Source organism: Haliea sp. E1-2-M8 (assembly GCF_030649675.1).
Lineage (GTDB): Bacteria > Pseudomonadota > Gammaproteobacteria > Pseudomonadales > Halieaceae > Haliea.
The window spans coordinates 106,700-120,224 of record NZ_JAUTDR010000006.1 but is presented as its reverse complement, the minus strand read 5'-3'; the positions used below and the strand labels follow the sequence as shown (position 1 = coordinate 120,224).

11 protein-coding genes are annotated in these 13,525 nt (G+C 66.2%); 4 read left to right on the top strand and 7 right to left on the bottom strand.

Annotated elements, in window-relative coordinates:
- The 4 genes from Q6D67_RS06895 to ampD all read right to left on the bottom strand — a co-directional run bounded on the left by Q6D67_RS06895 (position 1) and on the right by ampD (position 4,533).
- Positions 1-1,431, bottom strand: a complete 1,431-nt coding sequence (locus Q6D67_RS06895) for a serine/threonine-protein kinase (protein ID WP_304704849.1) — start codon at positions 1,429-1,431, stop codon at positions 1-3.
- Positions 1,428-2,993: a sigma 54-interacting transcriptional regulator gene (locus Q6D67_RS06890; protein ID WP_304704848.1), complete on the bottom strand. Its 1,566-nt coding sequence runs from the start codon at positions 2,991-2,993 to the stop codon at positions 1,428-1,430. Before Q6D67_RS06890 ends, Q6D67_RS06895 begins: the two co-directional genes overlap by 4 nt.
- A 122-nt stretch (positions 2,994-3,115) precedes the next feature.
- Positions 3,116-3,958: a regulatory signaling modulator protein AmpE gene (ampE, locus tag Q6D67_RS06885; RefSeq protein ID WP_304704847.1), complete on the bottom strand. Its 843-nt coding sequence runs from the start codon at positions 3,956-3,958 to the stop codon at positions 3,116-3,118.
- Complete coding sequence (gene ampD, locus Q6D67_RS06880) at positions 3,955-4,533, bottom strand: 1,6-anhydro-N-acetylmuramyl-L-alanine amidase AmpD (RefSeq protein WP_304704846.1); 579 nt, start codon at positions 4,531-4,533, stop codon at positions 3,955-3,957. Before ampD ends, ampE begins: the two co-directional genes overlap by 4 nt.
- Before the next feature lie 121 nt (positions 4,534-4,654).
- Between ampD and nadC the strand changes: the two genes are divergently transcribed.
- Positions 4,655-5,491 (top strand): carboxylating nicotinate-nucleotide diphosphorylase, encoded by an 837-nt coding sequence (nadC, locus tag Q6D67_RS06875; protein ID WP_304704845.1) that lies wholly within the window; start codon positions 4,655-4,657, stop codon positions 5,489-5,491.
- Here nadC and rraA read toward each other — a convergent pair whose 3' ends face one another.
- Together rraA and Q6D67_RS06865 are read right to left on the bottom strand one after the other, a co-directional pair.
- A complete protein-coding gene (gene rraA / locus Q6D67_RS06870; protein WP_304704844.1) occupies positions 5,492-5,971 on the bottom strand; it encodes a ribonuclease E activity regulator RraA in 480 nt (159 codons plus the stop codon).
- A gap of 192 nt (positions 5,972-6,163) precedes the next feature.
- Positions 6,164-7,933, bottom strand: coding sequence for an acyl-CoA dehydrogenase (locus Q6D67_RS06865; protein WP_304704843.1), 1,770 nt, complete (start codon positions 7,931-7,933; stop codon positions 6,164-6,166).
- Positions 7,934-8,246: 313 nt separating this feature from the next.
- Between Q6D67_RS06865 and Q6D67_RS06860 the strand changes: the two genes are divergently transcribed.
- Both Q6D67_RS06860 and Q6D67_RS06855 read left to right on the top strand, forming a co-directional pair.
- The gene (locus tag Q6D67_RS06860) at positions 8,247-9,203 is read left to right on the top strand and encodes a LysR family transcriptional regulator (RefSeq protein WP_304704842.1); all 957 of its coding nucleotides are present in this window, start codon (positions 8,247-8,249) and stop codon (positions 9,201-9,203) included.
- 101 nt (positions 9,204-9,304) lie between these two features.
- Positions 9,305-11,482: a malate synthase G gene (locus tag Q6D67_RS06855; protein ID WP_304704841.1), complete on the top strand. Its 2,178-nt coding sequence runs from the start codon at positions 9,305-9,307 to the stop codon at positions 11,480-11,482.
- A 232-nt stretch (positions 11,483-11,714) separates the two neighbouring features.
- On the opposite strand, the gene ald is transcribed toward Q6D67_RS06855, so the two are convergent.
- Positions 11,715-12,854, bottom strand: a complete 1,140-nt coding sequence (gene ald, locus Q6D67_RS06850; RefSeq protein ID WP_304704840.1) for an alanine dehydrogenase — start codon at positions 12,852-12,854, stop codon at positions 11,715-11,717.
- A 192-nt stretch (positions 12,855-13,046) separates the two neighbouring features.
- Here ald and Q6D67_RS06845 point away from each other — a divergent pair, with 192 nt between their 5' ends.
- Positions 13,047-13,523, top strand: coding sequence for an Lrp/AsnC ligand binding domain-containing protein (locus tag Q6D67_RS06845; protein ID WP_304704839.1), 477 nt, complete (start codon positions 13,047-13,049; stop codon positions 13,521-13,523).
- Positions 13,524-13,525 lie beyond the last annotated feature (2 nt).

Below are 13,525 nucleotides of genomic sequence, written 5' to 3'. Positions count from 1 at the left end.
TCAGCCGTCCGCGGCAAACAGCTCGGCCACAGTCAGGCCGATCAACTGTTGCCAGTGGGCCGCGGGTGCGTCGACCAGCAATAGCGCCTGGCGATAGCGACGCCAGGTCGCGCGTTCCCGCTCAAGCCCGAGTATGCACCACGCCTGCTGGCAGTGCAGAGCCACCCGCAGCTGCTCTGGTGGTGGCGCTTGTCGCAGGGTGGCCAGGCTGCGATCCAGCGAGCGGGAGCGAAACGGCGGCAGCTCGCCGCTGAACACCAGGCCCGGTTCAATCCGCAGGGCGTGGTCTCTGACCTGGTCCAGCAGCCAGTGAGTATCGCGCCCCTCGGGCAAGACAGCTCCCACCTCAATGACGACCTCCGGCAGCGGCACGTGCACGCGATAGCTTGCGGGCCAGAGCCCGACCAGCAGCCACGCCAGTGCGACCAGGGCCACAACCGCAGCTGCCAGCCACTGTCGCCGGCGCCAGTCGCGGCCGATGCCGAACAGGGACCACTGGCCGGGGCGCAGGGGCATGCGGGAGCGGCCCTGGTGGCGCAGGCTGCCGGGGATCTGCAGCGGCAACTCGTCCGCGGTTTCCTCCCGAAAGGCCGGCCGGGCCTCCTCTGCCAGCGGAAAATGCAGCGTACGCGGCAGCCCCGAAGCGATTTCGTGCAGGCGCTGGCGCACCTCGTGGGTATTCTGTGGCCGCCGTTCGGGATCCGCAGCCAGCAACTCGCACACCAGCTCCGACAGAGCATCTGGCACCGGGGTCCCGTCCGCCAGGGTCGGCGGTAGCGGCGGCGCGCCCCCCAGCAGGGCTGCTGCATCGATAGCCCCGTCCTTCAGATAAGGATGCTGCCCGGCGAGCAGGCGATACAACAGGCAGCCGAGCGCAAACAGGTCCGAGCGCACGTCCAGCGGCCTGCCCCGCAGCTGTTCCGGCGAAACACTGGACGGACTGCCGCGGCGACTGTGGGCACTGCCCTGAGCCTGGGCGATACCAAAATCCGTGAGTTTGACCCGGCCCTCGGTGGTCACCAGCACGTTGCTCGGCTTGAGATCGCCGTGAACGATACGCTGCTGCCGCGCCAGCGCGATCGCCGCCGCGACATCGCTCGCCACCAGTAGAATGCTGGCGAGCGAAAGGTCACAACAGCCCAGCAGCTCCTCCAGGTCACAACCCGGCACATACTCCATGATCATGGCCAGGTGCGTCTCGCCGACAATCACGTCGTAGATCCCGACCACTCGCGGGCTGTCCAGCCCCGCCACCAGCTGCGCCTCCTGCAACACCCGCTTGCTGCGGGCCGGATCCGCGGGCAGGCTGTAGAGCTTGGCCACCACGCGCCGGTCGAGGCGGTCATCGAAGCCGAGAAAAATCGAACCCTGCTCGCCGCGGCGGATCAGCCGGAGAATCCGGTAGGGACCAATCCGGTCCTCGATACTCACGCCCCGCCGCCAGCATCCGGGTCGCGGGGCCGGTTGCGCAGGCGGCCGCGCAGGGCGACCGTGGACACCCGCAGCAGCATGGCCGCGGCCCGGATATCGCCGCCGCTGTCGGCCAGCGCCCGCTGCAACTCTGCCTCGGGTACCTGCGCCGCCAACCGCAGGCCGAGCTCGGGCAGACGCCGGTACAGAGCCTGGCGACTTATCCCGGCGCGCCGTGCCGCCGCGGCAACCTGGTAGCCCTCCTGCTCCAGCAGCGCGCGCAGGGCAGCATCACCGAGCTCCACCGGAGCCGGCTGGTCGGTATGCGGGTACTCCTCCGCCACCGCTGCGGCCGACTGTTGCAACAACAGAGCCGGCGGCTGGATTCCGGCGTCGCTGTCGAGCAGGACCTGGCGGGCGCAATTGGCCAGCTCGCGGACATTGCCCGGCCACTCATGGCGCAGGCAGAGGTGGAACAACTCTGCCCACTGGGCAACCCGCAATTCATCCGCGCCCGGCTCCGCCAGCGGCGGTGGCCGGCCAGTCTCGGCACAGGCCTGGTTCAGGAAGTGGCAAAGCAGTTCGCCGATATCCTCCGGGTGTGTACGCAGCGGCGCCACCTGCACCTCGGCACTGCCGAGGCGATGACGCAGGGCACTGCGGAAGTTGCTGTCCTGCCCGTCCAGGGCGGCATCGGTGGCGGAAATGACCCGCACGTCGACCTTTTCCAACTTGCCGCCCACCGGCTGCACCTCCCGCTCCTGCAGGGCTCGCAGCAGCTGTGGCTGGACATCGTCAGACGTATCGCCAACCTCATCCAGGAACAGGCTGCCGCCATCGGCCTGCTGGAAGTAGCCGCGAGTATTCCGATCAGCACCCGTGAAAGCGCCCCGGACGCTGCCAAACAGGGCCGCGGGTGCAACACCGGGGGGAATCGCCGCCATATTCACCGCCACCAGTGGCCCCGACCGACGCTCGCTGTGGGCGTGCAGGGCACGTGCCACCAGCTCCTTGCCGCTGCCGGTTTCGCCGCGAATGAGCACATCCAGGCCGCTGTCCGCTACCCGGGCAATCTGCTGTCGCAGGGATTGCATGTAGAAACTGCTGCCACACAGGGCGGCGCCAGCACTGGTCTCCGGCGCACTTGCCGGGGGCATCGTTTGCTCGCGCAACAACAGCACCACGCTGTGCGCCAGTTGCAGGGCAATGCCCCTGCGCAGAGCGGCGTGGTCCAGAGTTTGCGCCGCGCTGACCCAGCTGCCGTCAACCCGACAGCGGCAGGCAGAGGGCAGTGGCGCAATGGTCACACCGGCGGCATTGAAAGCGAGAGACAGAGCCTGGCGGCTGACATGGGGATCGTCCAGCGGCCGGGCGTCGCCCTCGGCGGCGGGACTGAACAGGGGCTGCTGACGCCCCAGCACCAAAGCCCGGCTACTTCGCTCCGGAACCAGCCAGCGCTCGCCGATACGCCGGGGATCGGGATGAAAGACAATGGTCACTACCCGGGCGGTGCGAGCCTGGTTTACCGCCAGCCTGGCAAACACCGAGGGCAGCGTCGCGTCCGTGCGGGAATATTCCGGCATAGGCACACCTGTGCTGCTAAGGGCAACCCTACGATTAGCGAAGTCTAGCAGGGCTATTCCCTGCTTGCCTGTTTTGGTCGGATTTGACGTCAGCCCGCGCTGAGGCAAGGCAGCGGCATCGCCTACGCGAAGATCGCCAGCACCGCGATCAGCACCACCCAGACCACGCCGCTGCGGGTCATCAGGCCGGCCAGCGCAGTCACTTCCGCCGCCGCCTGGCGGGAGGCAGAAGTCTCGGGGCCAGCACCGGCCGCCGCACTGCCCACCGCCAGCAACAGGCCCTGGCTATCGGCCCAGGGATCGACCAGCGCCGCGACCAGTTCATCGCGGCTGCGGACAAAATCCCCCGCCAGAGTAAAGGTGACCAGCAGCAGGCGCAGGGGCACCCAGTCCAGCAGGAACAGTACTATCACCGCCGGCCCCTCGCCCCCCTCCGCTTCGCGGTACAGTTGCAGCAGGCGATAGCCCAGGGCCGCTACCGGCCCCAGCAGCACAAACCAGAACACCACCGCGAACCAGCGCTGGAAGTCGTCATAGTAGAGGCTGGCCTGCAGTTGGTCGTGCAGTTGCTCGGGCTCCAGGCCGGGGTCGACCTCCTGCGGGTCGCCCGCGTGCAGCTCCTCACGCAAATAAAGCCAGGCCCCCTCGCTGTTGTCCCGCTCGCAAAAATCACGGTAGCGGGCGATGCGGGCATGAAAGTCACCGCGGCCGAAGGCGTACAACAGCACCAGTGCGGCGGCCACGATCCAGGGCAGGCCGAACAGCACCGGCCGCAGCAGGTCCAGCACCAGCAGCGCCAGCAGCAGTGGCAGGCCAACGGTCAGCACCATCTGCACCCAGGGCAGCAAACCGAGACCAATGGCGCGCTGCCGCCAGTCCTGCCACCAGTGGTCCCGGTGCAGCCAGACTTCGGCGCCCCATAACTGGCGCAGGGCCAGGGCTATAACAAATGCCAGAAAATTCATGCGTGCTCTCCTGCGGCTGCCAGGCTGGCGCGATAGCGCCGCCAGTCAAATGCTGGGCCGGGGTCACTCTTGCGACCCGGGGCGATGTCCGCATGCCCCACCAGGTGTTCCGGGCCGAGTGCGGGGTAGTGTGCGAACAGGGCCCGGGTCAGCGCCGCCAGGGTCCGGTACTGTGCATCCGCGTAAGGCAACTCGTCGCTGCCCTCCAGCTCAATGCCGATACTGAAATCATTGCAGTTGTCACGCCCCCGCCAGCAGGACAGGCCCGCATGCCAGGCGCGATCATCCACCGCCACGAACTGCACCAGTTCGCCGCAGCGCCGCAGCAGGAAGTGCGCCGACACCTGCAGGCCCCGGATCTCCTCGAAATAGGGGTGGGCGCTCCAGTCCAGGCAGTTGCAGAACAGCCGTTCTACCTCGTCGCCACCAAAACAGCCCGGCGGCAGGGAGATATTGTGGATCACGATCAGCGCCGGTACGGCGCCCGCGGGCCGCGGCCCGAAGTTGGGCGACGCCACGCGCCGCGCCTGTTGTACCCAGCCTTTATCCAGTGTGTAGTCCGGTGTGTAGTGCATGCCCTGCCCGCCGTTTTCGGGCCATCATAGACGAGCACCGCCGGGGGCTCAACGCGGGCGGTGACTGCTGCTACAATCCTCACTCCGCACACTGACCACAACCATCAGGACATTCTTTGCCATGCCCGCGCTCACCGACACCGATATCCAGGACAATGTGCGCGCCGCGCTGGCGGAGGATATCGGCACTGGCGACATCACCGCCGCCCTGATTCCGGCAGCTGCCCGCGCCAGCGCCCGGGTGATCACTCGCGAGGACGGCATCCTCTGCGGCCGCGCCTGGGTGGACGCGGTTTTTCAGCAGGTGGACCCGGGCGTAACGCTGGACTGGTGCGCCGAGGACGGAGCCCAGATCCAGGCCGACAGCACCCTGTTCACCGCCCACGGCCCCGCCCGCTCCCTGCTCACCGCCGAGCGCGCGGCCCTAAATTTCCTGCAACTGCTGTCCGGCACCGCGACCCGCTGCGGCCACTACGCCGCCATGGTGGCGGGCACCGGCGTGCGTCTGCTGGATACGCGCAAGACCATCCCCGGCCTGCGCAAGGCGCAGAAATATGCGGTGCGCTGTGGTGGCTGCCACAATCACCGCATGGGTCTGTATGACGCCTTCCTGATCAAGGAAAATCACATCAGCGCCTGTGGCGGGATTGCCGCCGCGGTCAGCCAGGCGAGGGCCCGGGCGCCGGGCAAACCGGTTGAAGTCGAGGTGGAAACCCTGGAGGAACTGCAGCTGGCGGTGTCCGCCGGCGCCGACCGGGTAATGCTGGACAACTTCAGCCTGCAGGACATGCGCCAGGCGGTGGCGCTGGTCGCCGGACGGCTGGAACTGGAAGCCTCCGGAAACATCACCAGCGACAACTTGCGGGACGTCGCAGAAACCGGTGTGGACTATATCTCGATCGGGGCTCTGACCAAGGACTGCAAGGCGCTGGACCTGTCCCTGCGCCTGCTGGACTGATTACAGCAGCGCGCGGGTACTGACAATCACCCCATTGTTATCGGCGTAGAGGTAATCCCCCGGGGTAACCCGGGCACCACCGATCTGCAACACGATGTCGCGCTGGCCTTCACCGCGCTTGTCGGTCTTCAGCGGTGTCGCGCCCAGGGCCTTGACGCCCAGGGCGGTCGCGGCAATCTCATCCACATCCCGCACCGCGCCGTTGATCACCAGCCCGGCCCAGCCATTGCGCGCGGCCTCCTCCGCCAGCATGTCGCCCAACAGGGCACGGCGCAGGGAACCACCGCCGTCGACCACAATCACCCTGCCTTCGCCGGGCTCGCTCACGCACTGCTTGACCAGCGAATTGTCCTCATGACATTTGATGGTGACCAGGCGCCCGGCGAATCGGGGGTGGGCGCCGAAATTGCGGAACTGCAATTCGATGACCGCGACGTCCGCCGCGGCATCGGTCAGATCGGGTGTGGAAATTTCCGTCATCACCGGTCTCCCAAGAGGTTTTGCGGGTAGGAGCCCGCTCCGCGGGCGTGTGGAAGCCCGCTCCGCGAACGTGTGGGAGCCCGCTCCGCGGGCGATAAATCGCGCGGAGACCGCGCTCCCACGGCGATCTGGGGCGTACAGGGTGGTGGGAGCCCGCTCCGCGGGCGATGGTATCGCGCACAGAGTGCGCTCCTACAGCCAGTCGACCGGGTAGCTGTTCAGGGCGCCCGCGGCGGTTGCGATAGCGCCCCCGTGGGCGGCGCAGCGCGGCAGGATCTGTTCGGCGTAGAAGCGCGCGGTAGCGATCTTGCGCTGATAGAAGTCGTTGTCCTCGCCCGCCGCCAGACGGTCACTGGCCAGCAGCGCCGAGCGCGCCAGGTGCCAGCCACCGAACAGGTAGCCGCACTGCATCAGGTAATCAAAAGAACCGCCAAGGGCCACGGCGGGATCTGCCGCCAGCGCTTCCAGCACCTGTCCGGTAGCCTCCTCTGTATCTGCCAGGGCCCGCTCCAGTGCGGCACCGATCTGCTGCAGATCACCCGCCTCATGCTGCTTCAGCGCTGCGACGGCATTGGCCACCTGTGCCAGCGCATCGTGCATGGCCCCGCCCTGATCCCGGCCCAGCTTGCGGCTGACCAGGTCCGCCGCCTGGATGCCGTTGGTGCCCTCGTAAATCGAAGTGATGCGCACATCCCGCAGATACTGCGCCGCGCCGGTCTCCTCGATGTAGCCCATGCCGCCGTGAACCTGCACCCCCAGGGAAGTCAGCTCCTGACCTACCTCCGTCAGCCAGCCCTTGATCACCGGAATCATCAGGTCGATGCGGAACTGGTTCCGCGCGCGGTCGTCCTCCGGCCCGCGGTGGGCCAGATCCATGGTAACCGCCTCGGTATAGACAAAAGCGCGCATGGCCTCGATCAGGGACTTCATGGTCAACAGCATGCGCCGCACATCCGGGTGCTCGATGATGGCGACGCCGCCCTGGACCCGTTCGCGGGCGTAGGCCACGGCTTTCTGGTAGGCCCCCTCGGCGGCGCCCAGGCCCTGTACGCCCACCTTCAATCGAGCCTCGTTCATCATGGTGAACATGCAGGCGAGGCCGCGGTTCTCCTCCCCGACCAGGTAGCCGATGGCGCCGTCGCCGTCGCCGAAGGCCATCACGCAGGTGGGGCTGCCGTGGATGCCGAGCTTGTGTTCGGTCGACACCGGGTAGACGTCATTGCGCTCACCCAGGCTGCCATCGGCATTGACCAGGAACTTCGGCACCAGGAACAGGGAGATGCCGCGGCTGCCCTCGGGCGCATCCGGCAGCTTGGCCAGCACCAGGTGGATGATGTTATCGGTGGCGTCGTGATCCCCCCAGGTGATGTAGATCTTCTGGCCATGAATGCGGTAGTGGTCGCCCTCGGGAACGGCGCGGGTTTTCATGACTCCGAGGTCGGAGCCGGCGCCGGACTCGGTCAGGTTCATGGTGCCGGCCCATTCCCCCGAATGCATCTTCGGCAGGTATAGCTGCTTTTGCTCCCCGGTGCCGTGAGCGTGGATGGCGAGCGCGGCCCCGCTGCTGAGCATGGGCGCGAGACCAAAGGCCAGGTTGGCGCTGTTCCACATCTCGCAGGCGGCAGTGGCGTAGAGTTCCGGCAGGCCCTGGCCGCCGTATTCCGGGTCTGACGAAATACCCATCCAGCCGCCCGCGCCCAGTTGCTGCAGGGCATCGCCATAGCCTGGGGTGAGGGTAACGGCGCCGTCGGCACAGGTCGCGGGCTGCTGGTCCCCGACCCGGCGCAGGGGCGCGAGGACTCCGCCAGCCAGTTTGGCGCCCTCGTCCAGCAGCGCGGAGGTGAGTTCCGGGCCCAGGCCCAGCTCGGCGAAGGCAGGCAGCGCGCCCAGGGTACCGCCCACATCCAGCAGGTCCTCGATCAGGAAGGTCATGTCTTCGATTGGGGCGCGATAGGTGGTCATAGCCGGGAGTTTCCTTTTAATTCAGCTGCTGATTGCGTCGGCACATTATAACGGCTGCGGAACAATATAACGGCCGTGGGAGACCAGCCTGTGGGACCCCTTCTTGTAGGAGCCCACTCTGTGGGCGATCGCTCGCAGAGCGAGCTCCTACAATCCCCACCATCCCCACCATCCCCACAAGCTCCACAAGCCCCATAATCTGGCAGGGGCCACGGGGCGTCATGCTTGACTTCACAATCTTAGCCACCCGCGTATAATTTGCCCAATCTATTACCTTCATCCTCGCCATTTACCCAGTGAATAGGCTTTGCCCGTGCAACTGAACCGTATCGACCTCAACCTGCTGGTCTACCTCGACGCCCTGCTGCGGGAACGCAACGTCACCCAGGCTGCGCAGCAACTGAATTTGTCCCAGCCCGCCATGAGCAACGGCCTGCGCCGGCTGCGGACCCTGTTCGACGACCCCCTGCTGGTACGCACCTCTGACGGCATGACCCCCACCGAGCGCGCCCTGGAGTTGGAACCGCTGGTGCGGGACGTGCTGATGAATATCGAGCACGCCGTGCAGCCGCGCACCGCCTTCGAGCCCGAACTGGCGTCGCGGGTGTTCCGCATCATGGCCAGCGACTACGCCGAGTCCACCCTGCTGCCGGCGGTGTTGGGCAAGCTGCGCGTGTTGGCCCCGGGCCTGACCCTGGACATCATGACCCCCTCCGATGTCAGCTTTCTGGACGTCGAGCGCGGCAAGGTGGACATGGTGATCAACCGCTTCGACTCCATGCCCCAATCCTTCCACCAGATCCACCTCTGGAACGACAGCTTCTCCTGCCTGCTGAGCCCGGAGAACCCGGTGCTGGAGGATTTCACCCTGGAAAACTACCTGCAAGCCAAGCATATCTGGGTGAGCAAGACCGGCATGGGTATCGGCGTCGGCGTGGACCCGGACGACGTCCAGCGCCTGGGCTGGGTGGACGCGGCGCTCGCCAAGATCGGCAAGAAGCGCCAGATCCGCGTATTCACCCGCCACTACCAGGCGGCGATGACCCTGGCGGAACAGAACGACCTGATCGTCACCCTGCCCACCCGGGCGGCCCTGCTCAAGCGCAACAACCCGCGGGTGGTGCTGCGGGAGCCGCCCCTGGCGATCCCGCCCCTGCAGCTGAAAATGGCCTGGAGCCCGCTGCTGCAGCACAACCCCGCCAACCGCTGGCTGCGCAAGCTGATCGCAGATACTGCGCGGGAACTGGATAACCAGCCGCCCCTACCGTGATTGGATGGCATTTAGCTTAAGAATGGCCGCGATAGAAACGATAAATTGGCTAAATCTGGATATGAGCGCCTAGACTACCTGTTTTGGCCCGAGGATCGACCATGACCGAGCGCATCACCGAAGGTGGCCTGCAGATCGCCGCCGAATTGCACACCCTGCTGGAAAAAAAGATCGCCCCGGGCACCGGCGTGTCGGCGGCACAATTCTGGGCTGGCCTGGATGCCATCGTGCACGACCTCGCCCCGCGCAATCGCGAACTGCTGGCGAAGCGCGACGCCATCCAGGCACAGATAGACGCCTGGCACCGCGCCAGCCCCGGCCCGGGCTACGACCGCGACGCCTACAAGGCTTTCTTGCAGGAGATCGACTACCTCTTGCCGGAGCCGGCCGATTTCAGCATCAGCACCGAAAACGTGGATGAGGAAATAGCCACCCTCGCCGGCCCCCAGCTGGTAGTACCGGTGATGAACGCCCGCTACGCGCTCAATGCCGCGAACTCGCGCTGGGGCAGCCTCTACGATGCGCTCTACGGCACCGATGTGATCCCCGAGGCCGGCGGCGCCGAGCGCGCCGGCGGCTACAACCCCGTGCGCGGCGCCAAGGTAATCGCCTGGGCCCGGGACTTCCTCAACCGCCACTGCCCGCTCTCCAGCGGCGACCACAGCCAGGCGCAGTCCTACACCGTGGTCAACGGCAAACTGCAGGTGGTGCTGGAGGGGGGCCAGATTAGCGCCCTGGCGGAGCCGGAGCAGTTCCGCGGCTACCTCGGCGAACCCCACGCCCCCACCAGTGTTCTCCTGCGCCACAATGGCCTGCATGTCGAGATCCAGATCGACCCCACCAGCGACATCGGCGCCACCGACGCCGCCGGGGTCAAGGACGTGGTGCTGGAGGCGGCCCTGACCACGATCCAGGACTGCGAGGACTCCATCGCTGCGGTGGACGCCGCCGACAAGGTAGTGGTCTATCGCAACTGGCTGGGGCTGATGCGCGGCGACCTTGAGGACTCCTTCCGCAAGGGCAGCGACACCCTCACCCGGCGCCTGAACCCGGACCGGGTGTTCACTGGCAGCGACGGCGGCGAACTGGTGCTGCCAGGGCGCAGCCTGATGTTCGTGCGCAACGTCGGCCACCTGATGAGCAACGACGCCATTGTCGACTCTGAGGGTAACGAGATTCCGGAAGGCATCATGGACGGCATGTTCACCAGCATGATCGCGCTGCACGACCTGCGCGGCACCGGACCACTGCACAACTCGCGCTGCGGCAGCGTTTACATCGTGAAGCCGAAAATGCACGGCCCGGAGGAAGTGAGCTTTACCTGCGAGCTGTTCGACCGCATCGAGGACGCCCTGGGGCTGGACCGCAACACCATCAAGCTGGGCATCATGGACGAGGAACGGCGCACCACGGTCAACCTCAAGGCCTGCATTGAGCGCGCCCGGGAGCGGGTCGTGTTCATCAACACCGGCTTCCTGGACCGCACCGGCGACGAGATCCACACCAGCATGGAAGCCGGCGCCATGACCCCCAAGGGCGCCATGAAGCAGGAACCCTGGATCAACGCCTACGAAGACTGGAACGTCGATATCGGCCTGGCCTGCGGTCTGCAGGGCCGGGCCCAGATCGGCAAGGGCATGTGGGCGATGCCGGACCTGATGGCGGATATGCTCGCTGCCAAGAGCGGCCACCCGCGCGCGGGCGCCAGCACCGCCTGGGTACCCTCACCCACCGCGGCCACGCTGCACGCGACCCACTACCACGAGATCAGCGTGGCGGCGCGGCAGGACGAATTGAAATCGCGGCCGCGGGCGTCGCTGGACGACATCCTTGATATTCCCCTAAAAGGTGCCACGGGCCTGAGCGCCGGGGACATCCAGCGCGAACTGGACAACAACGCCCAGGGCATCCTCGGCTACGTGGTGCGCTGGGTCGAGCAGGGCGTGGGCTGCTCCAAGGTGCCGGACATCAACGACGTCGGCCTGATGGAAGACCGCGCCACCCTGCGCATCTCCAGCCAGCACATCGCCAACTGGCTGCATCACGGCGTGTGCAGCGAAACGCAGGTGCTGGAAACTCTGCAGCGGATGGCGGCGGTGGTGGACCAGCAGAATGCCGGCGACCCGGCCTACCGCAACATGGCGCCAAACTTCAGCGACAGCGTGGCTTTCCAGGCAGCACTGGACCTGGTACTGAAAGGCCGCGAACAGCCCAGCGGCTACACCGAGCCGGTGCTGCACGCCCGGCGGCGGGAGGCAAAAGCCAAGTACGGCTGCTGAACACTTGGGGCCGCGCTACCGCCTCGCAAAATAATAATCTTGTGGGAGCCCGCTCTTATAATCTTGTGGGAGCCCGCTCTGCGGGCGAAACCATCGCGCGGAGACCGCGCTCCTACCGGGAAGCACTGTGGGAGCCCGCTCCGCGGGCGAAACCATCGCGCGGAGACCGCGCTCCTACCGGAAAGTACACTGTGGGAGCCCGCTCCGCGGGCGATCAACCCACCCCCAGCAATCAGGCGCACCGCTCCAGCGGCTTGCGCGCCAGCGCCGCCATCGGCTCCACGTACTCATGGCCCAGCGCCTCCGCCACCGCCGGATGCGTGACCATGCCGGCGTGCACATTGAGGCCATTGCGCAGATACTGGTCATCTTCCAGCGCGGCACTGACGCCCGCCCTGGCCAGCTTCACCGCATAGGGCAAGGTGGCATTGGTGAGAGCGATGGTAGACGTGCGCGCCACGCCGCCGGGCATGTTGGCGACGCAGTAGTGCACCACCCCGTCGACCACGTAGGTCGGTTCCTGGTGGGTGGTGGCCTTGCTGGTCTCGAAGCAGCCGCCTTGGTCGATGGCGACATCCACCATCACCGCGCCCTTCTTCATGCGCCCCACCAGCTCGCGGGAAATCAGCTTCGGTGCCGAAGCCCCGGGGATCAGCACCGCGCCGACCACCAGGTCCGCCTCCAGCGCATAGCGCTCCACCGCTTCCTTGGTCGAGTAGACGGTTTTCAGGCGACCGCCGAAGATCATGTCCAGCTCCTTGAGACGGCCGAGATCCCGGTCCAGCAGGGTCACATCCGCGCCCATGCCCATGGCCATGCGGGCGGCGTTGATGCCGACCACGCCGCCGCCTATCACCAGCACTTTGGCCGGCTCCACGCCGGGCACGCCACCCAGCAAGACACCGTTGCCACCCTGGGCCTTCTCCAGGTTGTGGGCGCCGGCCTGGATCGCCATGCGCCCGGCCACTTCGCTCATCGGCGCCAGCAGCGGCAGGCCGTGGCCCGCTGAGGTGACGGTTTCGTAGGCAATGCAGGTGGCGCCGGAGGCCAGCAGGGCCTTGGCCTGTTCCGGGTCTGGCGCCAGGTGCAGGTAGGTGAACAGGATCTGCCCCGGGCGCAGCAGCTTGCACTCCGCAGGCTGGGGCTCCTTGACCTTGATGATCATATCCGCCCGGGCGAAGATGTCCTGCGGGCTGGCGACAATCTCCGCACCCGCGTCCAGATACTCGGCGTCCTCGAAACCGATGGGCTCGCCGCCGTCCTGCTGCACCAGCACCTGGTGGCCGTCTTCCACCAGCTCGCGCACCCCGGCGGGGGTAAGACCAATACGGTATTCGTGATTTTTGATTTCCTTCGGAACGCCGATCAACATGACTGTGCCCTCTGAGCGCGGTGAGTATTACCGCAAATCCTAGCCCGGAAACCCTGATTTTTCCTCTGTATTTACGCGCCGCAATCAGCTGTTTCAACTTATTTTCCTTCAATAATAAGTGGAATCAACCAGGCTAGAACCGTAGTATGCAGCCGGAACAACGCGCTATAACCAAACGAATGGTGGCTTCCCATGGAGCGCAAACTGCACACCCTCAACCGTACCGACCGCCGTCTGCTGCGTCTGCTGCAACAGGACGCGCGCAGCAGCTACGCCGAACTGGCGCGGCAGGTGGGCTTGAGCACCACGCCCTGCAAGGAGCGCATCAAGCGCCTGGAGCGGGAGGGAGTAATTCGTGGTTACCAGGCCATTCTCAACCCGGATTTTCTCGACGCCGGGCTGGTGGTCTTCGTCCAGATCCGTCTGAGCCGCACCTCCCAGGACATCTTCGAGGAATTCAAGCAGAGCGCCTTTGAACTGCCCGAAGTGCAGGAGTGCTACCTGGTGTCCGGCAACTTCGACTACCTGATCAAGGCCCGGGTGGCAGACATGAACGCCTACCGCGCCTTCCTGGGGGAAACCCTGCTGACCCTGCCGGGAGTGCAGGAGTCGACCAGCTATGTGGTGATGGAGCAGGTGAAGGAGACGTTGGCGTTACATATTCCGTGACC